Raw genomic sequence first — 23,791 nt, forward strand, 5'->3', positions numbered from 1 at the left:
AAAAACCTTTTCTTGTCAATCAAATTGCTATTTTAATTACAAAACCAATTATTTCTATTTATACAATTTAATTTTATCTTATGAATATTTTTTCATTTAGTTCTAAATTTGTCTTTTTACTTTTTGTATTTAGCTTTTCACTAAGCTCTGTTTTTGCACAAGATGATTTTGAGACAACATCGTTATCAGATAGTACAGAGACTAGTTTTTCATATTCCTATACCTTAGACCTTACCAAATCAAAAAACGATAAAGTTCCTGTGGAGCTTTACTTTAAAGATTTAGCTTCTCTTGAATTATCTAGTAATGTACTAGAGGTTACAGATAAAGATTCTATTTCTTTTTTTATGCCTAAGATTGTCCCTGGAACGTATCATATCTATGATTTTGGTCGCTTTTTGAGTGATTTTAAAGTAACTGATATGGCAGGAAAAGAAATTAAATACACACACCCTACTGAAAATGAGTGGCGTTTTCCAACAAAAGGAGTTTATAAAATTTCTTATTTAGTGGATGATACATTTGATTATAAAGGACAAAATAAGGTTTTCGAACCAGGGGGAACAGATATTGAAGATGATGTTTTTGTTATCAACACACATGGTTTTTTTGGTTATTTGGAAGATTTTAAACGTCAGCCTTTTGATATAAATGTAGTGAAGCCAAAAGGTTTTTATGGTTCTACGCCTTTGGTTGCTGCAAAAACGAATGAAAAAATAGACACTTATTTAGTTTCAGATTACCATCTTTTGGCAGATTCCCCAATGCTTTATTCTATTCCTGATACAGTTACTTTTGAGGTAGGAGGAGCTGAAATTTTGGTTTCAGTTTTTCATGAAAAAGGAACAGTAAAGGCAGAGGAAGTAGCAAAAGAAGTGCAGAAATCGTTAGAAGCACAGAAAAACTATTTAGGAGGAACGTTACCTATCAAAAAATATGCATTCTTGATTTATATCTTTGATGGTTTTAGTAATTCGGGTTCGTATGGAGCATTGGAACACTCTTATTCTTCACTTTATTTTCTGCCTAATATGGGGGCTTCTCGTCTTGCCAACACAGTCGTGGAAATTGCAGCGCACGAATTTTTTCATATACTAACTCCACTTTCCATTCATTCGGAAGAAATTCATTATTTTGACTTTATCAATCCTAAAATGTCAAAGCATTTGTGGCTTTATGAAGGCGTAACTGAATATTTTGCAAACCATGTTTTGTTGCAGCAAGGACTTATCTCTTTAGAAGAATTTTTGGATAAAATGCGTGATAAAGTAAGTGAGGCTAATAATTATTCTGATGTTCCTTTTACAGAAATGAGTTTGGGCTGTTTGGATAAATACGCTGATGAATATGGAAATGTCTATGAAAAAGGTGCTTTGATTGGCTGGATGTTGGATGTTCGTTTGAGAGAATTATCTGATGGAAAATATGGCTTGATGAACTTAATGCAAGATTTATCAAAAAAATATGGTACAGAACAACCTTTTGAAGATGATAAACTTTTTGATGTAATTACTGAAATGACCTACCCAGAAATCCGTACTTTCTTTGCTGATTATGTAGAGGGAAGCAAAGAGTTACCTTATACAGATTACTTAAAAACCATTGGTATAAACACAACTGGAGACGGAACAGAAGAAGTATTTAATTTTGGAAATATTGGTTTGGCTGTTGATCCAGAAACAAAAGAAGTAAGCGTTTTTAGTATGGAGGGTGCAAACGAGTTTGGAAAGATGTTCGAAGAAGGTGATGTTATCTTAGAGATAAATGACCAAAAAGTAGATGCTACCAATTTCTTAGACTTAATAACAGAAGCTAGTTATAAAGAAGATGAAGAAATGGAAATCGTTGTCAATAGAAAAATAAAGAAGAGGAAAAAAACTAAAATCAAAAAACGAACACTAAAATCAAAACCTGTGTTTGTAGAACAAGAACAAGATTTTGGTTTTGAAGAAGCACAAGACAAAAACGAAAAACAAACTGAACTCTTGAAAGCATGGGAAAAGTGGGAAGTAAAATAACATGAACTCGGTATTAAAAACAGTCTGAAATACTTCTCTATCTTTTAGAAAAGCTACTTTCGGTCTGCTCTAACAGGACTGACCTAATTTTAATCAAGGTCAGCCCTACAGGGCAGTACCGAAATTAAAAAGAATACACTAACTAATTGATAATAAATATAATACTGAGTTCACATTAAAATAGAACTTAACCTCCAATAGACAACAAAAAAGGTCTTTACAATTAAGTAAAGACCTTTTTTGATATATAAATTTCTAATACTGAATACAATTATTAGTCATTATTTAATGATGCATTTTTTTCTTTATCTTGAGTTATAATTGCTTTTTCACTCATCGTATTACGTTCTGTGAAACTATCATAAAGAATTTTGTACGTTTCTACTTCTGGAGCTAAAGCCATTGCAGCTTTATAAGCCATTGCAGCTTCTGCATAATAACCTGTTTCTTCCAAGTATTGAGCTTTGATAAGATGTCCTAAAGCAGTATCATCACCAATTTGGTCTAATTGCTCACGAATTTCTTTCTTAGCATCGCTTTCCTTCTCTTTTTTGATAACTTGATTACCTGATTTGAAGTTTCTATCCTTCTTGTCTTCATCTGCTACTTCTACTCTGTAAAGAACAGCTGTTTGGTCTTGAAGTTCTGGACGAGAAAAATCAATTACATAAGAAGTTTCTTTAGTAACTTCCGAATAAAGTTCATTATTACGTAAGTCTGTAAGAACAATACGATACTCTTTTACTTCTTTTTTGTCTATTTTAGCTATATCTTCGTAAACAAACCATTCGATTTCTAGCTTATCACCTAGCATATTTACTTTACTCTCTTGAATGATGGTAATAGCTTTTTTATCTCCACGCTCTACAGCACCTGTTTTTCCCATGTGCTTATAACGATTTTCTCCACTCGCTTCTTCAGCAGCAGAAGTAAGTTCAGAAACTACATAGTTTGCATAACGAGATGTAAGACTAGAATTATTACTTGCTTTTAAGTTACTTGCAAGTTCGTTTACTTTATATGTTCCCTTCGTACGAAGCTCAACAGTTTGTCCGTTTGTATGTAGAAGACCTAAATATCCTCCTTGCTCCATCACAATAACATCAGTATTATTGAGTTTAGAGCCTACACGGATTGCGTTATTAGAAGCTGTATTGTTTCCTTTTGCAGTCAGAACACGGAAGGCATAATTTTGCGCCATTGTAGTTCCACCAATAAGAAGCATTAGAGCTACTAGAAATAGTGATTTTGTTTTCATAGTTTTATAAATTTAATTGAGGTAAGTATTTGATAAATGTATTTTGAATACTATTAATTTTGATATGGTTTTGAAAAACGTCATTTATATAAATTAGCTTTTCAGTATGTGCTTTGTTAAGTGTAACGATTTCTAACAATTAAAGTTTTGAAGCAGACATTTTTATCTTAATAATCTACAAAAATCGAACAAAAAATAATTATATAACCGTTTTACGTGAAAACTTACTGAAAAGATGTAAAAATCTGAAAATTTAGTGTGATTTTTACGATTTTATTACTAGATACAGATTTTAGTTATTTTATCTTTAGTTTGCTTCCAATCAATTTTCTTGATTTTTTACTTTTTTTATTCATAGGCACGAGTAGATTTAGGATATAGATTCGCTAAAATAGCCAAAAAGACTTCTAAAACATCTCCAGACAAAACAACTGCCAAAACTCCGACAGTTACTTCTAACATTAAATTATAGGTAGCTAATGTCCAAATAAAAATAAATACAAAGATAATAACTTCTACAAGCTGAACACCTTTTGTGATAACATCATACCAAGTTCCTAATTTTCTATGGAAATAAATATAGGTAAAAAGTACAACATTGAAAAAACACATCAAGACAGAAATAATAATTGCTAAGTAAGAAGGAATTACATCAATATAGTTTTCGTGCAAAATCATCGAAAGCATATTGGCGTGTATCATAATTCCGTACATATCTGTTGCAGCTCTTCCCACAGGTCGTGTGTTCATTGGCGTATAATACCTATCATCTACACCGTCATCTTGCAAAAATGTAGAACCCATATATCCCATAATGACGATTTTGTCTTTGAAAAATGATGGGTCAAAATTTTCTTCTAAAACATCCATTGGGTCAATGACCATAAATTTTTGCCAATTTCCACGATAATAAATCGTTTCTACTTCATTATTTCTAGCTAAAAGTGTTTCTGCTTTCTTAGGATACGAAAGTTGTATGAGTTTTGTCGCAAAACTATATTCTACTGAATCCTTCACTTTTTCTTTTGGAGATACAATACGAGCCGTTTCAAACTTTGTATCTTCATCTGTAACAACATTTACATAACCTAACTCTGTATATTTCTGAAAAGGATAAAAAGGCATTCCCAAACTATCAAAGCTCTTACTATCTTCATTTGGTTTTTCTAGCTTCGAGGCAAACACAATTGGACACCTTTCACTTGCTATTTGTAGAAAAGATTCCATAACAGAATCCTCAACAGGAGTCAGTCTGCCTTGAAAATTTCTTGCTTCTCCTCTCAGAATAGCATCCAAACCAATTACTTTGGGCTTATACCTTGAGATAACTTCTATTTGCGCTCCTAATCCACCTCTAGGCAAATATCCAATATTTACAATAACTATATTTGTATCTATTTCTATTTTTTCATTATCTCTAATTTGGGAAAAATAAACATCAGAAATTTTGAAGTTATTAATCGTTTGTTCAAAGATATTTAGAAAGTCAAAATTTACGGCAACCGTCTGCAACAAGAACATAAACGCAAAAATAGCAATTGTCCCTGTAATGGTAGCAAGATTAAATATTTTTCGTAAAAAACGCATTAGTTAAAGTGATAAGTTGTAAGTAATAGATTCAAAAAGTGGTGATATAGTAGAAAATCCTATTCTGTTAATATATGCAAAGATACAAATTATTTCTAATACGCCTGTACGTTGTGAATTACTTTTTTATAATAGAAATAAATACTAAATTTTCTTTTCTAATTAAAATAACGTTTTTTTGATAAGAATCTGAAATTATAGAGTGTTATTTTTCACAAGTTACTTAATTATCAAGAGCAAAATCAACAATTTATCAACATTACATCTTTTATAGTTTTTAATTTTTATGGCAAAAAACAGACGTTCACGCTTAACACCTCAAGAATACATAGACGGAATTTTGGCGCATAATCCTTTTATTTTGAGTAGAGCCATTACACTCATAGAAAGTCAGTTGGAAAGTGATAATGAACTTGCGACACAAATTATTGATAAATTAATGCCCTATACAGGAAATTCTATTCGTGTAGGAATTACAGGCGTTCCGGGGGTAGGGAAAAGTACATTTATTGAAACGTTCGGGTTGTTTTTGACAGAATTAGAGAATCAAAACAAAAAAGTAGCTGTTCTTGCCATTGACCCAAGTAGTCAGCGTTCGGGAGGAAGTATTTTGGGAGATAAAACAAGAATGGAAAAACTCTCTAATCATAAAAACGCTTATATTCGTCCTTCTCCAGCTCGGAGTTCTTTGGGGGGAGTGAGTCAGAAAACTAGAGAAACAATGCTTTTGTGTGAAGCAGCAGGTTTTGATATAATTTTGATAGAAACAGTAGGCGTTGGGCAGTCAGAAACGATTGTAAAAGGAATGGTAGATTTTTTTCTTTTGCTTATGCTTGCAGGAGCAGGGGACGAATTGCAGGGTATAAAACGTGGCATTATGGAAATGGCTGATATGCTTGTCATTACAAAAGCAGATGGAGAAAACAAAAATGCAGCTACACAAGCAAAATCTCAATACAAACACGCTTTACATTTATTTCCTCCTAATGATGCAAAATGGACAGTTCCAGTAGAAATTTGTTCGGCTTTAGAAAATAAAGGAATAGAAAGTATTTGGAGTAAAATCAACGATTTTATAAAACAAACTTCATCTAATGGATTTTTTCAAAATAATCGTAGTCAGCAGAATAAACAATGGTTACATCAAACGATTGAAGAGCAACTAAAAAGAGATTTTTATGCAACTAAAAATATCAAAACTCAATTATCTGATTTAGAAAAACAAGTGGCAAGTGGAAACAGAAATGCCGTAGAGGTAGCAAAGGAGCTTTTAGAGAATTATTACACAAAAAATGGTTAACTGCAAACCTCGTTTAGTTTACAATTAACCATTTATTACTAATAATTCGTAATTAAAAATTATCAAGACTTATTTCACGTAGTTTAGACATCTCTGCCTGAACATAAAAAAGTAGCTTTTATTACCACAGGTCAGTCTGGAAGACTGACATATAAAAATAACTGTGATAAAATTTATTCTTTAATTATCCTTTAAAGATTTCATATCAATCACGAAACGATAACGAACATCACTTTTGAGCATTCTTTCATACGCATCATTGATGTCTTGCATTTTGATTTCTTCAATTTCCGAAACAATATTATGCTTTCCACAAAAATCTAACATTTCCTGTGTTTCTTTGATTCCACCAATTACAGAACCTGCAATAGAACGCCTTCCCATTATCATAGCTGGTGTTTGAATCATAGAATCCAATTCTCCTATAAAACCAACCAAAACTAAAGTTCCATTAATTGTAAGCGTCGAAACATAAGGATTCAAATCGTGTTCATAAGGAACTGTATCAATAATTAAATCAAACTTTCCTCTTACTGATTTCATTTGTTTTTCGTCTGTTGAGATAATAACAGTATCAGCTCCCAACTCTTTAGCATTTTCTTCTTTGCTTGGCGAACGAGAGAAAAGCGTAACCTCTGCTCCCATTCCTTTTGCGAGTTTGATTGCCATGTGTCCAAGACCTCCCAAACCAACAACAGCTACTTTATCTCCCTTTTTCACATTCCAATGTACCAAAGGCGACCAAGTAGTAACACCTGCACAAAGTAAAGGTGCAACCGCAGCCAAATTAGAATCTGCAAGGTTTTTGGGAACTGTTAAAACAAAATTTTCATCTACAATTACTTTTTCAGAATATCCTCCGAAAGTTCGTCCTCCCAAATGTTCATCTTTTCCATTGTATGTTCCTGTAAAACCATTCAAGCAATATTGTTCTAAGTCTTGCTTACAACTATCACAGGTTTGGCAAGAATCTACCATACAACCCACAGCAGCATAATCGCCTACTTTGATTTTGGTAACATCGCTCCCCACTTTAGTTACTTTCCCAACAATCTCATGCCCTGGTACTGATGGATAAACTGTTCCACCCCAATCGTTTTTTGCTGTATGCAGGTCTGAATGACAGACACCACAATACAAAATATCGATTTCAATATCTTTTGCTTTTACTTCTCTTCGCTCAATAGTCATTTGTTCTAAAGGCTTGTCTTTAGCTTCTGTTCCAAATGCTTTTACTGTATTTGACATATAATTTAGTCGTATTTGATAGTTTAAAAAATTATTTATTTTGGGTTTTCATAAAATGAACAATTTTATTTCTTGAATGTTCCAACTTATATCAAATAAAAATATATCATACGATAGTATCATTTACAAAACCAAAAAATGACTTCACTAAAAAATACTCAAAGCTCTCTCTCTACTGCTTATCCTCCACAAAAAACTACATTAATTTGGGATGGAGAATGTGGCTTCTGCAAATATTGGATTACCAAATGGAAAATGATTACAGATGAAAATACTATTGATTTACGTCCTTATCAAGAAGCAGCAGATGATTTTGAGGATTTAGACAAAAAAATGTTCAAAAAAGCTGTTCGCTTGATTACTCCAGACGGAAAAGTTTATTCAGGAGCAGCAGCAGCTTTCAAAAGTTTAGAATTGGGGGGAGCAACTGATTTACTGATGAGTTGGTACAAACAAAATCCTGATTTTGCAGAGCTTACAGAATGGTTATATCAAAAAGTAGCTGATAATCGTCCTTTTTTATATGATGTCTCACATTTTTTCTTGGGAGAGAATCCTAAAAAAATTCGTCCTTCTGTTTGGGTTTGGGCTGGTTTGGGTGCGCTTATCGGAGGTAGTTTGGTTTTGAGATTGGGACGAAAGAAATGATTTTTTGTTTTTAATAATTAAAAGTTCAATAATAAAATGAGAGAAGTTATAGAAATGGAGATTACAAAGTTTCTAAATGATACTACCGAAAAAAAAATATTAAATACAGATTTGGTAAGTTTTGATAAAAAAAAACTTGATATTTCACAGTTTCGCCATTCTAAATATTTAGGAACTCCTTTTTTCTTGGAAAAAGATATTTTAAAACTAAGCACACAAATGTATTATGAAGGAATACCTTTATCTGAAATGAATAAAAATACTCAAGTCATTTTGTATAAACGCTCAAGAGAAAAATTAGAACTATTAGCTGAAGGAACTGTAAGAAGTAAATACTATATTTCAGCAGAGGAAGATGACTGGGGGCTTGAAGAAGCTCTTGATTCAAATAACTGTGATAGACTTGATGTTAAAATCAAAATTACCCAAAAAGAAAAAGAGATGTTAGAGTTAGGAATAATTCCACTTTCTATGGATGACAAATGGTTTCAGTATTGTAAAGACAATAGATTTTCTTTTATAAGAAGCTGGACAGGTATTGAGATTTTTAGAGGACAAATTTTGCCTTCAAAAACAGAGAATGAATGGGTACTTTGCAATATTACATCAAACAAAAGCTTTTTTATGAGTATGGATAAAGAAGAAAAAGAAAATTTATTAAGAGATTTAATCAAATATCCTATTTCAAGAAAAATGAAACTACACGGATTGAAATCATCAACTTTGTTATAATTCTTGAAATAGTTCTTAAAAATAGATTTGTCAGTTATCTTTACATCTTGACTCAAGAGAAATCAAATTTGATTTTTCAATTTTTAGGCGATTTTAAAATGAACTATCGCTTATTTTTTTATTTTTAATTTATCGTTACTACAATTTTTTATGTTAAAAATTTCAACTTTTAGTTTAGTTTTAATGTCTGTGATGGCATTATTTTTCAGTTCTTCTGTTTTTGCACAACTCACAATGCCACAGCCTAGCCCTTCAGCAATGGTAAAACAAACAGTTGGTCTTACAGATATTACTATCGATTATTCTTCTCCTGCTATGCGTCAGCGTGAAGTTTGGGGTGGTCTTGTTCCCTATGGCGAAATATGGCGTACAGGTGCAAATAAAGCTACAAATATTACTTTTTCTGATGAAGTTTCTATAAAAGGAACAAAAATTCCAGCAGGAACGTATGCTCTTTTTACTATTCCAAATGAGAAGGAATGGACAGTAATTATCAACAAAAACTCTGAACAATGGGGAGCTGGTCAGTATGATGAAAAGGAAGATGTTGTTCGTTTTATGGTAACTCCTATGATTTCGCCTATCATCCACGAACGCATGATGTTTACGATTGAGGCAATGGAAGACAAACAAGGAGAAGTTTCGCTTTGGTGGTCTAATACTAGAATATCTTTTGTTGTAGATGCAGATCCAGTTGCGACAATGATTTCAAATATTGAAAACACTTTGGAGAAAGCTAATAATATATGGTACACGTATGCACAATCTGCCGAGTATTATATGGATAACAAACAAGATACAAACAAAGCAATGGAATGGATTAATAAATCTATTTCTTTGAAAGACCATTATTATAATAATTGGATAAAAGCTCGTTTGATGATGACTGGAAACAAAACAGGTGGCGTTTCGAGTAATACACAAGGAGCAATTGACTTAGCAAAAAAAGCAATGGAAATGGGCGAAAAAGAAAACACAAATTTCTACAAACGTCTAAAACCAGAAATGGAGCAGTTTATCAAAACGTACTCTCAACAACTTCCAAAAAATGTAGATACAAAGAAAAAATAAGGAATAGAAATTAAATAAATTGACACTTTTAATTATATAATTAACTAGTAGTCAGAATTTTAATTCGTAATTCGTAATCTTTAATTCGTAATTGTTCCTAAGTATCATTTCTTTCTAATTACAAAAGCCTTAGTATTATAAAAATAATGCTAAGGCTTTTCTTGTATAAATTTAGTTTTTTTTCTTTAAGAATCTATTCTGCGTCAATTCATTTATAATCTCCTCACTATTATTTCTACTGATTGCTATTTTTTTATCATTTATAATGATTTGATTTCCCTCAATACTCTCAACAGCATTTTTGGAGACAATAAAAGATTTTTGAACACGCAAAAAATCAGATTTTGGCAGTTCTTCTTCAGTTTGTTTAAGAGTTAGATAAGTAGTAAAAACTCCTTTTTTTTCGGTCTGAATTTCTATATAGTTTCGTTTTGATTCAACGAAAAGAATTTCGTCAAAATAAATTTTCTCCAAACGATTTTCTGTTTTGATAAAGAAAAAGGTCGGCTGTTCTTGATTTTCAATTTTATTAGCATTGTTATCATTAATTCGTTCTTGCAATTTGTTAGCAGCCTTCAGAAAACGTGAAAAAGAAATTGGCTTTACTAAATAATCTATCACATCAAGCTCATAACCTTCAAGCGCATATTCAGAATAAGCCGTCGTAAGAACTATTAAAGGACGATTTTGGTAAGAAACAGAACGCAAAAAATCAATTCCTGAAAGCTCTGGCATTTTTATATCTAAGAAAACAGCATCGACAGAAACGGAATTTAGCTTTTCTATCAGTTCTAATGCAGACTCACACGTTCCGATAAGCTCTAAAAAAGGAATCTTTTTTACATAATTAGCTAATCCCTCTCGTGCTAAAGGCTCATCATCAACGACTAAACATTTTATTTTCTTCATTTTTGTAAGCGTAAACTTTCATTCAAATCTAATTCTAAAACTGCAATATACGTCTGTGGATTTTGTTGAAAGCTAAGACGGTGTTTTTTTGGATAAAGTAATTCTAATCTTCGTGCTAAGTTCTGTTGTCCTATTCCACCTTTATTTTGTGTGGGCAAAATTTGTTCAGAACGACTGTTTTCTACTGAAAAAAACAATATATTGTCTTTTATTTTGAGAATGATAGTAATAAAATTATTTTCTTCTTTTTCCATAGAAACCCATTTACAAGCATTTTCAACTAATGGAAGAAATAGCAAAGGAGAAATCAAAACACTTTGATTTTCTACATCAAAATCTGTTTTGATACAAACTCTATCTCCTTTTCGAAGGCTTTCCATTGATAAATAATTTTTTAAATATTCTATTTCTTGCCGTAGCTCTACTCTTTCAATTGCACAATCATAAAGCTGATAACGCAACATTTCTGAAAAAGTCAGTATTGATTCTTGTGCTTCTTCCTGTGATTTATTTACTTGAAAATAAATACTATTTAGAGCATTAAACAAGAAATGAGGGTTGAGTTGAGCTTTCAGAAAATGAACTTCACTTTGCAAATTTTCCTTTTCTAATTGGCTATTTCTCTTGTCAGCTTTTCTCCAATCTTTGAGTGCTTTCCACGCCATAAAAATAGCAGAAATCCAGAAAGTAGAAAGAAAAAACTTTGGAAACCACTTTCTTGGAAGCCAAATCTCACTATAACTTTCTCCATTAAGAAAAAAGGATAATGTCATTCCTACCGAAATCAAAAAACTAAAAAGAAAAATAGTGAGCAATGAAAAAACAACTAAAGAAACATATTTTTTAGTTTGAAAAAAACGAGGTAATAAAATATAGATTCCTACATAAGAAGCACCTGCATGACCAATCAAGAAAAAGAAGTTTGTCAATAATAACTGCCAAATAGGAGCAGTAGATTCATAACCAACTATTCCCCAAAAAAGAGTATAAGCAAACCAAAAAAAGATATGTACATAAGTATTTTTGTAGGTTAAAGACCTGTTTTTTAATGTATTATGTATTTTTTGAGTATTCATTTTGATAAGAAACAGAAATTAAAAAACTATTTTTTAGCTTGTAATTTATTGACAATCAGCATTTTAAATTCGTAATTGATTCTAAGATTATTTCAAAAACCGTTTTGCATTTTTTTCTATCAAATATCCTCCTATTGCTGAAACGGCTATTGTTCCTATCATTACAACTACCCAAAAATACTCAAAATGCACAAAACGAGTAAAAAACTCTGCAACAAAAGCAGCATACAATCCAACAACTGACCAACTCATATAGCGATAATGAAAACGCATTTTGTTAGAAATATTAAAAACCATGGGTAACATTCCTGCTGTTAGGCTTACTAGACTAACAATAGCAAAGAAATGAAACATAGAAAATTTTCCAAAATTATAAATCCCAAAGGCTGTTCCATTTAATAAAAGCATTGAAAAAACATAAATATAACCTATTCTTTGATGAGAAATATTTCCTTTATGTCCTTTCAGAATAACGATAAGTCCTGTTATCATAGCGATAATGGCAGCAAATAGATGTACTGAACCTAATGAACTATGAACAATATTTGTGTAAATCATAATTGTAGTTTTTTGTATCACTCGTGAGACATGAGCAATGGTGAAGGTTTTAAAAAGTCATTATTCTAAACCAATAGTAAATCGAAAAAAGAAATTAGAAAGTTGGTCAGAGGGTGCATTAGAAAATATTTTATCATTTAATTGCCATTCTTGACTTGATGAATATTGATAACCAATTTGTAACCCCATTACACTTTTTTGAGCTTTATATTCTAGTTGTAAAGCTGTTTTGAGATAAAAGCTTCCTGTTTGTAGGTATAGCGTTTGTGGCTGTTCTAAGGCTTGTGAAAAATCAGTTGTTGCTCTTTCTTTACTTGCTAACAAGTTTATAGACTCTCCACCCAAAGCAATCAGAGGAAGTAGATGAACTTTTGATGTTGGATTGATTAAATAAGCTGTATAGAAATTTCCTCCAAAGCCTTGAAGCTCTGTATTTTGATTACTTTCATCGTTATCATTTCTAAAATAAGCTCCCTCTCCACCTATTTTAACTCTTCCAAACCAACCATAACCACCTGCTCCAGAAGAAAAAATTAAACCCGAAGCTGAGTTAAGACCATAACTTTTGAGACTAGAATTAATAGAAGACAGCTTCTGAAAGCGAAACTCTTGAAATAAATATAGCCCACCTTCTCGTTTTTTTATAGTTTGTGAATAAACACTTTCAATAAAAAAGAAAGAAATTACAAAGGCGAAAACAAAAAGCAATCTTGAATTTTTCATTGTGGTAAAATTTAGAATTGACGGCTGTGCTAAATGATTTATACAAAACTCTAATTTCATAACTTTCCAAGCTATTATTTTACACCAAAAGCAGTTTTGAGAGGACAAAATGCAAAATATGATTTCTTCTACCTAACCCAAATCAGTTATTTTACGTTATATTGCTTACTATTTAGAAATCGAAATTACCTTTTCATCCAATCAAAAAAATAAAATAATATGGCTAACTCAAGAAATAAATCTTCTATATCCCCAAAAACAGTGTTCTTCGGAATCGGAACTTTTGTAGTTATTGTAGTCGCTCTCGTATTTTTATTCAGAACTTTTGTCGTAGTAGAATCAGGAAAAGTGGGCGTAGTTGCTAATTTTGGTGCAGTCCAAGATGTTTTGTTGCCAGAGGGAATGCACGCCGTTAATCCATTTGTTTCTACGGTCATTCAGCTTGATGTTCGTATCCAAAAAATGGAAGCCGATGCGTCTGCTTCTTCACGAGATTTGCAGCCTGTTACTTCAAAAGTAGCTCTCAACTTCTTTTTGTCTAAAGAAAAAGCAAATATTATTTACAGAGATTTAGGGTTAGATTACAAACGAACGATTATCGAACCTATCATTCAAGAATCTATCAAATCGGCTGCAGCTCGTTATACGGCCGAAGAATTGATTACAAAACGTCCTGCTGTAAAAGATGATGTTTATGAATATATCAAAAAACGATTAGCTCAAAATAACATCATTGTTACTGACTTTTCTATCGTAGATTTTAACTTTTCGCCAGAGTTTAATTCTGCTATTGAATTAAAACAAATTGCAGAACAAAAAGCATTGACTGCTCTGAATGACCTTGAACGTATCAAAACAGAAGGAGAGCAAGAAAGAGTAAGAGCACAGGCACAATCTGATGCACAAAAACTATTACAACTTTCTCTAGATGATGACCTTTTGAGATTAAGAGCTATCGAAAAATGGGACGGAAAATTACCTGTTGTTGCAGGAGAAGGAGGAACATTTGTTGATATAGGTGCAATTATGAAAGCTAAATAAAAAGTCTTAGCACATAATTTAGAAGGGTAGAGATTAGAGAAAATTTATATTTCTAATCTCTATTTTTTTTGCAGTAATTATTTCTAATTTTTGAATTAAAAAAAGAAAAATTATGGCAAAATGCAAAACACATATTATGAAAATAACTTTCAAAACTTTTGAAACAGTGTCATTTTAAAGACCTTTAGCATACTACTAGACATTTTACTGAATAGGTCAGTCCAAAGGGCTGACCTATATAAAAATAGAGAATCAATAGTTTTTATCTAGTAGTATGGAACTTTAGTTATGTTTTACTTTACTCTACCTCCAAAATTTTCATTTCTACACGTCTATTTAAAGCAGAGTTTGAGTTCACAATTGGTTTTGTTCCTCCATAGGCTTTCTTCTCTATTCTTGAAGCATCGATTCCTCTGTCTGTCAAATATCTATATACAGTTTCTACACGCTGACGAGACAAATCTAATTGCTGTTTGGCGATACGTGCATAACTCGGGTGAGCAGGGTGTGGGTCTCTGTCAGTATGTCCAGCAATTTCTATTCTTACTTTTGGATTTGCTTTCATAAAATCTACCAACGCCTGTACTCCTTCTGCATTATTGAGAGAATAACTTTTGATATTAAACTCTATATTTTCAAGGCTAATAGCTTCCCCTTTTTTGATTTCTTTTTCATTGAAAATTATTTTCGGAACTTCTATTTTAGCAATCTTAATTTCTGGCTTAACAACTTCTGTTTCTATTTCTACCTCTTTTTCTTCTGTCTTTATTTCTGTCTCTATTTTAATAGGTTCTTTTTCTTCGATAACAGCTAAAATTTCAGCTTCCTTTGGGATTTCTATTTTTTTGAACTGCATCTTAAACAAGCCTTCTTTTGGAGTTCCTAACCAAATATCTCCATTTATATCATATGCCAATGCCGTAACTGCACTTACTACTAAACCAGAATCTTGGTCATAAAAAATAGGGTCTTCATCTTTTGAGAACTTAACAACACCTTCGTTTCCTGCTATCCAAACATTTTCATTAGGCGTAACCACAACATCATTAAACCTAAAGTTTTTGGTTTTTGTAACTCTTTTAGACATCTGAAACATTTCTTGATTACAAACCAAAAACTGCTTTTCTTTACGATTCAGAGCCGTTACACACAAATTTCCATCAGGTTTTAAATCAATGTGTAAAACATTATCATAACCATAACCACTATTGGTTACATCAAAAGCATCTTGAAATTTCCCATTCTTAATATTAAACATTCCTGCACTCGTTCCTACCCAAACAACATCATTATTATCTACCGTTACAGCATTTATTCTGTCACTTGGAATATTAGGTTCTATCTCATTATTATAAATCGTTTTTTTGTTGTTGGCTGCAATATGCCAAAGTCCACCCTCTGCCGTAGCAATCCATTTCCCACCTTTAGAATCTACATCAATCGCATTGATATAAAAACTCTTATTACTGAAAGTCGGAATTTCGGTATGCCAAATATATTCTCCATAAGTATCCAAATTGACAACACTAACAATATCGTTCGAAAAAGTACCAAGCCAAATTGTTCCCTTTTTATCAAAACGAATAGAACTGACTTTGTCTATCAAAGAATCATACTTTCCTGCTCTATTAAATGTTCTGACAGTAGAATCAGCATAAAAAGCAACCAAACCACTTTCAGTAGCTACCCATTTTGTATCATTTTGGTCGATGGCAATAGAATTGATTTGTCCCTCTGGAAAACCTATCCTTCCTTTACTTATATTTTTAAATTCTACTTTTTGGACAATATCTGCTTCTGTATTTTCTTGAGCAAATAAAGCTGATACAGAGAAAAGCAATAAAAATAAGGCAATAAATATGCTATTTTGTTTCATATAATTAATGGGTTGAGAGATGTAAATTTTGTTCAGAATAGAATATTCAAGATTCATTCCTAAATGAAAATTATAATTTATGGCTCATAAAGTTACCACTATTTATTAAATCACTTATCTATTCTAACTTCTTTATCTAATTCTTTTCCAGTAGATAAATATTCTACAAACTGCCAAGCAAAATAAGGAATCATAGAAACTCCTTTTGCACCAAATCCATTAAAAATACTAATTTGAGGATAATCTTTATGCGTTCCAATAAGTGGCTTTCTTGTTCGTGTCGCTGGTCGTATTCCTACCTCATGTTTTCTGATTTGATAATCAAGATTTAGAACAGCTTTTAGTTTGGTTTCAATTTCTTCTTTTGCCTTTTGAGTAGGCTCTAGTGATAAATCTTTGTGGTCATAATTCGAACCTGTACGGAAAATTGTTGTAAAACTCTCTTCCACTTTGTTATTCAAATTACTCTTACTTTCTTTAAAAGGAACAAGCCAACAGCCTTTATTCAGAATAATTTGATTTAATTCTCTGACTGTTTTTTCATCTTTATCAAAATCGATATGCAAAATTTCGCCTTTTGCTGGTGCAAAGGGTAGTTTTTCAAAGAATGGGTTGGTTTTGTCTGCTGCTCCTCTACAAAAAATAATATGGTTTGCTATAATATCTTGATAGATTACGTTCTTATTTTCAGATTCATTATTTAGAGTCAATTTCTCAAAATCAAATAATTCTTCTTGATACGCATTTTTTTCTATTAAGTATTTTTTGATAGTCTCTAAAAAAATATCTGTACGTAAATGCCCTCCATTTTTTATCAAAAGTCCTCCCAGTTTGTCATCTACATTTTCTGTCAGAAATCGTTTTTTAGGATAAATGACCTCTTCATTTATTTTATCTTCGTGTGCTGACCAGTCTTGCTGTTGCTCTAAAGTTTGGAAGGGACGATAAACAGGAGTTTTGAAAAAGAACTCACAATCAAACTGTTTTTCTAATTTTGGATAAAAATCATTTAGAAATGGAAATAACTGATTACTTTTCCAAGTTCGGACAAGATTTCTTCCTGTAATTGGATTACAAATCCCTGCTGCTACTTTTGAACAGTTTTGAAGTTTGGGTTCGTCTAGCACCAATACTCTTTTCCCTTTTTCAAGAAGCGTATAAGCCAAGATAGAACCTGCCAAACCCTGTCCGATAATCAAATAATCAAATTTGTTTTTCATTTTTTTAAAAAATAATTTATGGTAAGCTATTTAATTGTTGGTATCACTTCGCTAAAACACCAACAATGGCTAATAAAAAATGTCTGATACTTTGATAATGTATCAGACATTTTTTTACTCTAAACTAATTTTATTTCATTAAAAAAGCATTTAGTTTTTCTATTGACGAAGCTTTATAAATCATTTTATGGTTTTCGTCTAAGACTACAAATAGTGGCAAACTCGTCAGATGATATGTAATGGCTGCATTTTGGTCAGTAGAAATATCAATAAGTTGGGTATGATTTTGAGGTAATTCTTCAATTGCTTCTTTCCATGCATCAATATCTGAATCTAAAGAAATTCCAACAAATTGATATTCTTTTTTCATCGTTGCCTTATCTAAAAGTGCAAACTGTTGTACTTGAGAAGCTGCCTTTGGCTCAAAAGAAGCCCAAAAATACAGAATAGTAGGCTTTTTTTCCAAACTATCTATAGAAACAGACTCACTTTTTATGTTTTGAAGCGTCGCAATATTAGGTGCAGTTTGCCCCATTGATATTTTCTTGACTTGATTAATAAAAGAGTTGATTTGATTTGTCCAAGTAGAAGTTTTTCCTTCTATCAATGCTTCTAATTCTGTTGCATAATCTTCTTCTAACATATAGTTTACAGCTAGAAATGAACGTACAGCATAATCGATAGAATCTTCTGCAATAAATTTTTTATTATAATTTTTCCATTGCTCATATTGTCTTTCATAGTTTGCCATTGCAGTCTGATACGTTGCTGTATCGCCAGTTTGCGAACTACTCATTGCCTTTGCTGTCAGTTCTTTCATACTCTTTTCATAGCCCATTGTTCCTTTTCTATACATTTCAAAATGAGAGTGCGAACGAGAGCCTGTAACTTTTGCCTCTGAAAGCTTTCCAGCATCAGCTTGAATTTCCATTGCAGAAGGCTCAAAAAATACAACCAAATTGTCAGAAGGTGAGAACGTACTGTCCGATTCTCTGATTAGAGTTAAATAAAAAGGTGTTGGTTCAGTGATTTCTCCTTTCAGTTTGAACTTATCATTTTTCCTAACAGCTACTTCATAGAGAGGAACAATATCTTTTGTACTAATATCAGAAACAATTAGCTTCATATCTTGAGATAAATTATTTACCTTTCCTTCTACTAGATACTCATTTTGAGGTAAATTTTTCTTAGAATCACAGCTTGAAAAAATAAATGATATAAGCGTAAAAAATATAAACGAAAAACAGATAGTTTTTTTCATAAAAAATAAATGAACGTAAATGACTAAAAATAAATTAATGAATAGCGAAATAAAATAGTAAAACACAAAAAAGAGTCTTTTTGTTAAAAATGACATTCCAATTTTATATTTTTCAAATTCTGAAATACTTGTTTGAGCTTGTTAATTTTGACTCATATAACGTTCTTTCAAAATATTTAGATGATGAATTTCGTGTCCTGCAATCATATAAACAAGCCCACGAACAGACATAGGATTACCACTTGCTTCTCCTATTTTTGAAGTTTGCTTGGCATCAAAGGTTTTGAAAAGCTCAACTGAAGACTTACGAACAACCTCATACCTTTCCAGCAAATCTGAATATGGAATTGCATCAAAGTTAGCTTCTCTAGCATATTCGTTTTCATTAAAACCTACTAAAGATTGTTTTTCGCCACGATAAAAAGCCAAAGCACGGTACGCCATAATTTGTTCAGTATCTATCATATGTCCCAAAAGTTCTTTGATGCTCCACTTTTCTTTTTCATACCTAAATAAAGATTCTTCTTCTGAAAATTTGGCGAAGATGTCTTTCGTTTTTTGTCCACAATCAGAAAGAATTTCTATAATATCTTCTTTTTCATTTTCTGCAATATAATTGCCTATAAGTTTGATATAATTAGCATAAAAAGAAGCGTATTCACTTGAACTTGGAAATGGAATCATATTTGGTTGATCTTTGGGCTGGAAATAAAAGTGCATAAAAAAACTACGTTTACAAAGAAACGTAGTTTTTAGATAAAATCCTTAAAATAGAATGATAATTATACAGAAATTACTTAGTATAAGTTCTTGTTCCTCCATTACCTGACAAAACAAGTTGTGTGTCTGTGATAGATTCAATAGTATAAGTTTCGGCAGCTTTTACAGCTTGAGCAGACTCATCCCAATCTTCTAAAGTAAGTTTGTTTCCATCTTCTAGCTTCCAATATCCTGTTACAGTAGTTGCTGCTGTACCTTCGCCATAAATTCTTTGATAAGATAATTCGCCCTTTTCAGCATCTTTAGCAAAATTTAGCTCTTCTCCACCTTCTACACCAGAGGTTGCTTTCCAACGAACATCCATAAGTTGTTCTGTTGTGAATGTTTTTGAAGTATCTGCTGTATCTTTGTTTTCTTTGCCTTTACAAGCTACAAAACCAGTTACGAAAAATAAAAATGCGATGAGTAGTGAATAATAATTTGTGTTCATTCTGAAAAATTGAGTTAAAAAAAATAATTAATGTTTTATAAACTAGTCTAACTATAAATTTATAAAGTTCAAATATACGTTAAAAAGCAATAAAAAATCAAATTGTTTATTTTTTAGGGATAGAAATTAAATAAATTGACAATTTCAGTCTTATAATTAACTGGTAGTCAGAAATTTAAATTCGTAATTAGCTGTGCTGAATATTCATTTCGTAATTTTTAATTAGCTTCGCTGCTTTAGCAGGTAGTAATTGTTTCTTAGATTCAAAAATCAAAAAACCTTTCCTACAAATATGTAGAAAAGGCTTCTTTGATAGAATAAAAATCAACTTTTAGTTTTCCCAAAGGTTACTTTCATACTCTAGTAATTGATGTTCATATTGTTGAGCTGCGATAAGAGCAGAACGTTGGTCTTCATAAATATCAACAATCATATTATCTCTAGCATTGTCATATTTAATAACACGAGCATTGAATAAACGCAAATCAAACGCTTCTTCTAAATTTCTGTGATGACGATTGTTGCGCTCATTGTACCAAATTGCTTGTGAATTATCACGGAAAAGGTTTTGAACCAATTCTTTATACGAAAATGCAGCTAATTTTTTCTCTAAACCTGTTGAAGGATTCATTTCAGCAGGAATAATAATTGTAATTGCTTGAATATCGTGCTTCATACGAGAGTGCTTGTTATCAAACAATAAATCTTCTTTGATTTCTAATAAGTGAAGTTGTTTAGGATAAAACTCATTAGCTACTGTTTCAGCTTCGGCAGAGCCTCCACCGTCGCCACCCCAGTCGCCACCAGAACCCCAATCATCTCCTCCACCACCAAAACCACCAAGGTCGTCTTGTGTAAAGCCCATCGCAATTTCTTCTTCTGTAAGTTGAACTTCTTCTGAAGGAATAGTAAGATTTTCTAAAAATTCTTCTTGCGACATACGAGTGCGCAAAGAATCGTTTTTGTAAGGACGAATAATCCCTAATTTTACGGCATCAATAATTACTTTTGTAATTTGATTTTCCATTGCAAAGAAAGGCAAGTTTTGCTTTTCCTTTAAAGACATTCTGAACCAAAGTGTCTTTTTATACATAATGTGTGATTCGTGCAAAGGACGGATAGAGTTGTGGTTATATCCATCTTGAGCATATTCCATTCCGAACTCTTGTGCATTTGCAGAAAAAGTAACTCCACATATAAGAGCTGCCATTCCGATAATTCCTTTTTTCAGAAAGTTGAAAATGTTTTTGTTTTGTTTCTTCATAGTTATTTAATAGAGTGATTCTAAATTTATAGAGATGATAAAATAATTCTTTCTTTAGAAAGGTAAAGTTAAATCTTTTTTTGATAAAAATATATCTTTTATTACTTCCTTTGCTTATCTAACGCTTAATGTACTTCAAAATTGTATTGAAATTAAAGTTTTTTTTCGATAAATGAGTTATTTTTTTAGACGAACGAGTATTTTTATTCGATAAAAATATTTTTAGCTAGATAATTACTTTCTGTTCTATTTAGGCTCGTGAATAAATTGTAATACTTGAAGGGAGTTTTTGCAAAAACTCTTCCCATCTATAAAAATACATCTTTCTGAGCTGTGTGTTTATTTTTCTTTCTTTGTAGATTCCATTTTTACTGAATCCTAGAGTTAAGCTCAAATCACACAAATCTTTATATCTTGAAGTATCTCCATCTACATAATTGAAGGAGTATTGAAATTTTGAAATTGTGTCTAGTGGAAGTTCTAGCTCTTTAAAATCATTTCTAAAAACAAGCATATGTTTTTTAATGTCTATGGCTAATTTATGTTCTCTATCAACAGGAAGGATATACTTATGAATTGAAACAGGTAATTTTTTGATAATTCTCTTCATATTAAAAGATAAAATATACGATACCAATGCTCCTAAAATTAAAATTGATACTATTCCATACTCATTTTTACTTGAAGCGTAAAAGCAAAGCAGACTAAAAATGTAATAAAATATAGTAACAATAAATTTTAATGCATTGTAAGCCATATCTTGATAATAAAACCCTACAAAATCAAAAGGCAAGAACTCTAAAGGTTTTGCTTTTAGCCAAAGTGTTTGGGAAATAGGGATTTTCGAAAGCGAATTGGTTTGATTACAATGTTTTCCACTCAAATACTCCCAACTTTCCTCAAAAAAAGCAGACTTACAAGCTGAACAGATGACTATTTTATGTCCTGCTTCGATAAGTTCCCCTGTAATTGGATCAACTCGTTGTTGTAATAAAAAATTTTTGTGCTTTTGTTTTTCTAATTGGTGGGAGTAGTGCATTTTTTATATTCTTTGTCCGATGATTTTTGTTTCTATATGTGAAGGTAATTTATTTATAAAATACTGCCATTGATTCATCTGATTTTCTTCAATTATTGTAGTCAATGTTTTTTGTTTAAGATCTTTATTATTTATAAAATTAAACTTTACTCTTAGCCTCACTTTGTACATTTTTCTTGTAAAAGTGTATTCTATGTTTTCAATTTGTGAGAAAGGAATTGAGAATTTATCAACTGCGTTATTTATTATCAATCTACTCTTTTCTGAATCAATATTTAATCTAAATGTATCATCAAAATCACTACAAAGGATAACCAACCTTTTATATTTTTGATATATTTTACTTTTCTCTGAATACTTTTCATCTGTCTTATAAAATATCCATATTCCAAAACTACCTATAACTAAACAAAAAGATAGAAATAGTATTACCCAAACATAAGATTCTAGTAAATTCTTCAAAACAGATTCAAAATAGCCATAAATACCTAAGGGCAGTAAACAAATACCAAAAAACAACATACATAAAGTAAACCCAATTGTATGCCCTATTATTTTATCCTTTAGAGATATTTTACGCTTCTCAACATCCTCAAATTCAAAATCTAATTCTTTAAACTTAATTTTGATAATTTCAGCAACAGGGATTTTTGAAAGTGTCTTGGTTTGATTACAATGCTCTTTACCCAAATACTCCCAGCTTTCCTCAAAAAAGGCAGACTTACACGCTGAACAGATGACTATTTTATGTCCTGCTTCGATAAGTTCTCCTGTAATTGGATCGACTATTTGTTGTAATAAGAAATCTTTATGTTTCCGTTTTTCTAATTGGTGGGAGTAGTGCATTTCTTTTTCTTAATATCTTCAACATTTCTTAACGAGAAATTTGTTTTCTTCTACTAAATACTTTTAAATCTTGAGGTAGTCTTTTCAAAAATGATTTTAGCTTAGGAGCATCTTCTTCTCTAAAAATAGATTCATATTCTATTACATCATTCTTTTTTGTGGTAACACTAACTTGTAGCACCAAATAGCCATGTTTTTTCATCATTCTATCAGGATAATAACTATATACAAATTTCTGAACATTAGAAAAAGGAATAGTTTTTTCTCCTAACTTTGTTTTAGAAACAATATTTTCGTTTTTGATATGAATAGCTAAATAATTTTCTTTTGCGTAATTCTGACGCACATTTTTAATGAAATAATGATTTTTTCTCATCATTATATTCCCCAAGATAGTTGTTGGTTTTGAAGAAAGCGTATTTGCCACAGAATAAAAAACAACTACACCCAAAGGCATAATAAAAATATTGAAAATCATCTGAAAACCATCACTACCAAAAGAAGGAACAATTATCCAAGCAAAAACTATCAGAATCAAAGGCAAAAAAGCCATCAACGCACTTGTAGAGTTTTGCAAAAAACGATACATAAATTCATCTGAAAAAGAATCATTTTCTCTCACATCAAAAGGAAAGAAAATTAAGGGTTCTTCATTGAAATGAATTTTTTCTGTTTTAGGAATTTTATTTAATGTTCCGTACTGGTCGCAATGTTGTTGGCGCAGGTAATTCCAGCTATCCTCCAAAAAAGCTGATTTACAAGCTGCACAAATAACGATGCAGTCGCCTTCTTGTATTTTGTCGCCTGTAATAGGGTCAATTCTGTTTTCGGAAAGGAAATCAGCATGTTGTCTTTCTTTTAAAAAATGGTAATGAAACATAAGCAGTAGAGTTTTAGTAATTTTTT

At 31.4% G+C, this 23,791-nt stretch carries 22 protein-coding genes; 6 read left to right on the forward strand and 16 right to left on the reverse strand.

Going from position 1 to position 23,791, the window contains the following annotated elements; translation table 11 throughout:
- Window positions 1-80 precede the first annotated feature (80 nt).
- Window positions 81-2,018: a peptidase M61 gene (locus WAF17_RS04755; RefSeq protein WP_338766907.1), complete on the forward strand. Its 1,938-nt coding sequence runs from the start codon at window positions 81-83 to the stop codon at window positions 2,016-2,018.
- A gap of 274 nt (window positions 2,019-2,292) precedes the next feature.
- Here the strand turns inward: WAF17_RS04755 and WAF17_RS04760 are convergent, their stop codons facing one another.
- Window positions 2,293-3,276, reverse strand: a complete 984-nt coding sequence (locus WAF17_RS04760; protein WP_338766910.1) for a hypothetical protein — start codon at window positions 3,274-3,276, stop codon at window positions 2,293-2,295.
- 348 nt (window positions 3,277-3,624) lie between these two features.
- Entirely contained in the window at window positions 3,625-4,863 is a 1,239-nt protein-coding gene (locus WAF17_RS04765) for a CHASE2 domain-containing protein (RefSeq protein WP_338766912.1), read from the reverse strand.
- A gap of 286 nt (window positions 4,864-5,149) precedes the next feature.
- On the opposite strand from WAF17_RS04765, the gene meaB reads away from it, so the two are divergent.
- Window positions 5,150-6,163, forward strand: coding sequence for a methylmalonyl Co-A mutase-associated GTPase MeaB (gene meaB / locus WAF17_RS04770; protein WP_338766914.1), 1,014 nt, complete (start codon window positions 5,150-5,152; stop codon window positions 6,161-6,163).
- A 180-nt stretch (window positions 6,164-6,343) separates the two neighbouring features.
- Here meaB and WAF17_RS04775 read toward each other — a convergent pair whose 3' ends face one another.
- Window positions 6,344-7,411 carry an NAD(P)-dependent alcohol dehydrogenase gene (locus WAF17_RS04775; RefSeq protein ID WP_338766916.1) on the reverse strand — a complete coding sequence of 356 codons (1,068 nt, stop codon included), beginning with the start codon at window positions 7,409-7,411 and terminating at the stop codon, window positions 6,344-6,346.
- Window positions 7,412-7,549: 138 nt separating this feature from the next.
- On the opposite strand from WAF17_RS04775, the gene WAF17_RS04780 reads away from it, so the two are divergent.
- The 3 genes from WAF17_RS04780 (at window position 7,550) to WAF17_RS04790 (ending at window position 9,862) form a co-directional block, all read left to right on the forward strand.
- On the forward strand, window positions 7,550-8,059 hold the full coding sequence (locus WAF17_RS04780; protein ID WP_338766918.1) for a DCC1-like thiol-disulfide oxidoreductase family protein: 510 nt from the start codon (window positions 7,550-7,552) through the stop codon (window positions 8,057-8,059).
- A 36-nt stretch (window positions 8,060-8,095) separates the two neighbouring features.
- Window positions 8,096-8,791 (forward strand): hypothetical protein, encoded by a 696-nt coding sequence (locus WAF17_RS04785; protein ID WP_338766921.1) that lies wholly within the window; start codon window positions 8,096-8,098, stop codon window positions 8,789-8,791.
- 150 nt (window positions 8,792-8,941) lie between these two features.
- Window positions 8,942-9,862 (forward strand): DUF2911 domain-containing protein, encoded by a 921-nt coding sequence (locus WAF17_RS04790; protein WP_338766923.1) that lies wholly within the window; start codon window positions 8,942-8,944, stop codon window positions 9,860-9,862.
- Window positions 9,863-10,033: 171 nt separating this feature from the next.
- Here WAF17_RS04790 and WAF17_RS04795 read toward each other — a convergent pair whose 3' ends face one another.
- From WAF17_RS04795 to WAF17_RS04810, 4 genes are all read right to left on the reverse strand, one after another.
- Complete coding sequence (locus WAF17_RS04795; RefSeq protein ID WP_338766926.1) at window positions 10,034-10,771, reverse strand: LytTR family DNA-binding domain-containing protein; 738 nt, start codon at window positions 10,769-10,771, stop codon at window positions 10,034-10,036.
- Window positions 10,768-11,847, reverse strand: coding sequence for a histidine kinase (locus WAF17_RS04800; RefSeq protein WP_338766929.1), 1,080 nt, complete (start codon window positions 11,845-11,847; stop codon window positions 10,768-10,770). The genes WAF17_RS04795 and WAF17_RS04800 overlap by 4 nt, the downstream gene beginning before the upstream one ends.
- Window positions 11,848-11,934: 87 nt before the next feature.
- Window positions 11,935-12,405 (reverse strand): DUF2306 domain-containing protein, encoded by a 471-nt coding sequence (locus WAF17_RS04805; protein ID WP_338766932.1) that lies wholly within the window; start codon window positions 12,403-12,405, stop codon window positions 11,935-11,937.
- A gap of 60 nt (window positions 12,406-12,465) precedes the next feature.
- Complete coding sequence (locus WAF17_RS04810) at window positions 12,466-13,128, reverse strand: hypothetical protein (RefSeq protein WP_338766934.1); 663 nt, start codon at window positions 13,126-13,128, stop codon at window positions 12,466-12,468.
- 219 nt (window positions 13,129-13,347) lie between these two features.
- Between WAF17_RS04810 and WAF17_RS04815 the strand changes: the two genes are divergently transcribed.
- Window positions 13,348-14,169 carry a prohibitin family protein gene (locus WAF17_RS04815; protein ID WP_338766936.1) on the forward strand — a complete coding sequence of 274 codons (822 nt, stop codon included), beginning with the start codon at window positions 13,348-13,350 and terminating at the stop codon, window positions 14,167-14,169.
- A gap of 298 nt (window positions 14,170-14,467) precedes the next feature.
- Here WAF17_RS04815 and WAF17_RS04820 read toward each other — a convergent pair whose 3' ends face one another.
- The 9 genes from WAF17_RS04820 to WAF17_RS04860 form a co-directional block, all read right to left on the reverse strand.
- Window positions 14,468-16,045, reverse strand: coding sequence for an OmpA family protein (locus WAF17_RS04820; protein WP_338766938.1), 1,578 nt, complete (start codon window positions 16,043-16,045; stop codon window positions 14,468-14,470).
- 110 nt (window positions 16,046-16,155) lie between these two features.
- Window positions 16,156-17,265 carry an FAD-dependent oxidoreductase gene (locus WAF17_RS04825; protein WP_338766940.1) on the reverse strand — a complete coding sequence of 370 codons (1,110 nt, stop codon included), beginning with the start codon at window positions 17,263-17,265 and terminating at the stop codon, window positions 16,156-16,158.
- 130 nt (window positions 17,266-17,395) lie between these two features.
- The gene (locus tag WAF17_RS04830; RefSeq protein WP_338766943.1) at window positions 17,396-18,526 is read right to left on the reverse strand and encodes a TlpA disulfide reductase family protein; all 1,131 of its coding nucleotides are present in this window, start codon (window positions 18,524-18,526) and stop codon (window positions 17,396-17,398) included.
- 141 nt (window positions 18,527-18,667) lie between these two features.
- Window positions 18,668-19,210 carry a DinB family protein gene (locus WAF17_RS04835; protein WP_338766945.1) on the reverse strand — a complete coding sequence of 181 codons (543 nt, stop codon included), beginning with the start codon at window positions 19,208-19,210 and terminating at the stop codon, window positions 18,668-18,670.
- Window positions 19,211-19,319: 109 nt separating this feature from the next.
- Window positions 19,320-19,736, reverse strand: coding sequence for a hypothetical protein (locus WAF17_RS04840; RefSeq protein ID WP_338766948.1), 417 nt, complete (start codon window positions 19,734-19,736; stop codon window positions 19,320-19,322).
- A 331-nt stretch (window positions 19,737-20,067) separates the two neighbouring features.
- Window positions 20,068-21,000 (reverse strand): gliding motility protein GldN, encoded by a 933-nt coding sequence (gene gldN / locus WAF17_RS04845; protein WP_338766951.1) that lies wholly within the window; start codon window positions 20,998-21,000, stop codon window positions 20,068-20,070.
- A 250-nt stretch (window positions 21,001-21,250) separates the two neighbouring features.
- Window positions 21,251-22,039 carry a hypothetical protein gene (locus WAF17_RS04850; RefSeq protein WP_338766954.1) on the reverse strand — a complete coding sequence of 263 codons (789 nt, stop codon included), beginning with the start codon at window positions 22,037-22,039 and terminating at the stop codon, window positions 21,251-21,253.
- A gap of 3 nt (window positions 22,040-22,042) precedes the next feature.
- Window positions 22,043-22,885, reverse strand: a complete 843-nt coding sequence (locus WAF17_RS04855) for a hypothetical protein (protein WP_338766956.1) — start codon at window positions 22,883-22,885, stop codon at window positions 22,043-22,045.
- 28 nt (window positions 22,886-22,913) lie between these two features.
- Window positions 22,914-23,765 (reverse strand): hypothetical protein, encoded by an 852-nt coding sequence (locus tag WAF17_RS04860; protein ID WP_338766958.1) that lies wholly within the window; start codon window positions 23,763-23,765, stop codon window positions 22,914-22,916.
- Window positions 23,766-23,791 lie beyond the last annotated feature (26 nt).

The organism is Bernardetia sp. ABR2-2B, assembly GCF_037126435.1.
Classification (GTDB): domain Bacteria; phylum Bacteroidota; class Bacteroidia; order Cytophagales; family Bernardetiaceae; genus Bernardetia.

Bases quoted from the DNA above. Each gene is read 5' to 3' on its own strand.
- WAF17_RS04800 (WP_338766929.1), bottom strand. From the start codon at position 11,847: ATGAATACTCAAAAAATACATAATACATTAAAAAACAGGTCTTTAACC.
- WAF17_RS04805 (WP_338766932.1), bottom strand. From the start codon at position 12,405: ATGATTTACACAAATATTGTTCATAGTTCATTAGGTTCAGTACATCTA.
- WAF17_RS04835 (WP_338766945.1), bottom strand. From the start codon at position 19,210: ATGATTCCATTTCCAAGTTCAAGTGAATACGCTTCTTTTTATGCTAAT.
- WAF17_RS04790 (WP_338766923.1), top strand. From the start codon at position 8,942: ATGTTAAAAATTTCAACTTTTAGTTTAGTTTTAATGTCTGTGATGGCA.
- WAF17_RS04855 (WP_338766956.1), bottom strand. From the start codon at position 22,885: ATGCACTACTCCCACCAATTAGAAAAACGGAAACATAAAGATTTCTTA.
- meaB (WP_338766914.1), top strand. From the start codon at position 5,150: ATGGCAAAAAACAGACGTTCACGCTTAACACCTCAAGAATACATAGAC.
- WAF17_RS04795 (WP_338766926.1), bottom strand. From the start codon at position 10,771: ATGAAGAAAATAAAATGTTTAGTCGTTGATGATGAGCCTTTAGCACGA.
- WAF17_RS04765 (WP_338766912.1), bottom strand. From the start codon at position 4,863: ATGCGTTTTTTACGAAAAATATTTAATCTTGCTACCATTACAGGGACA.
- WAF17_RS04840 (WP_338766948.1), bottom strand. From the start codon at position 19,736: ATGAACACAAATTATTATTCACTACTCATCGCATTTTTATTTTTCGTA.
- WAF17_RS04755 (WP_338766907.1), top strand. From the start codon at position 81: ATGAATATTTTTTCATTTAGTTCTAAATTTGTCTTTTTACTTTTTGTA.
- WAF17_RS04775 (WP_338766916.1), bottom strand. From the start codon at position 7,411: ATGTCAAATACAGTAAAAGCATTTGGAACAGAAGCTAAAGACAAGCCT.
- WAF17_RS04850 (WP_338766954.1), bottom strand. From the start codon at position 22,039: ATGCACTACTCCCACCAATTAGAAAAACAAAAGCACAAAAATTTTTTA.
- gldN (WP_338766951.1), bottom strand. From the start codon at position 21,000: ATGAAGAAACAAAACAAAAACATTTTCAACTTTCTGAAAAAAGGAATT.
- WAF17_RS04820 (WP_338766938.1), bottom strand. From the start codon at position 16,045: ATGAAACAAAATAGCATATTTATTGCCTTATTTTTATTGCTTTTCTCT.
- WAF17_RS04860 (WP_338766958.1), bottom strand. From the start codon at position 23,765: ATGTTTCATTACCATTTTTTAAAAGAAAGACAACATGCTGATTTCCTT.
- WAF17_RS04760 (WP_338766910.1), bottom strand. From the start codon at position 3,276: ATGAAAACAAAATCACTATTTCTAGTAGCTCTAATGCTTCTTATTGGT.
- WAF17_RS04825 (WP_338766940.1), bottom strand. From the start codon at position 17,265: ATGAAAAACAAATTTGATTATTTGATTATCGGACAGGGTTTGGCAGGT.
- WAF17_RS04830 (WP_338766943.1), bottom strand. From the start codon at position 18,526: ATGAAAAAAACTATCTGTTTTTCGTTTATATTTTTTACGCTTATATCA.
- WAF17_RS04780 (WP_338766918.1), top strand. From the start codon at position 7,550: ATGACTTCACTAAAAAATACTCAAAGCTCTCTCTCTACTGCTTATCCT.
- WAF17_RS04785 (WP_338766921.1), top strand. From the start codon at position 8,096: ATGAGAGAAGTTATAGAAATGGAGATTACAAAGTTTCTAAATGATACT.
- WAF17_RS04815 (WP_338766936.1), top strand. From the start codon at position 13,348: ATGGCTAACTCAAGAAATAAATCTTCTATATCCCCAAAAACAGTGTTC.
- WAF17_RS04810 (WP_338766934.1), bottom strand. From the start codon at position 13,128: ATGAAAAATTCAAGATTGCTTTTTGTTTTCGCCTTTGTAATTTCTTTC.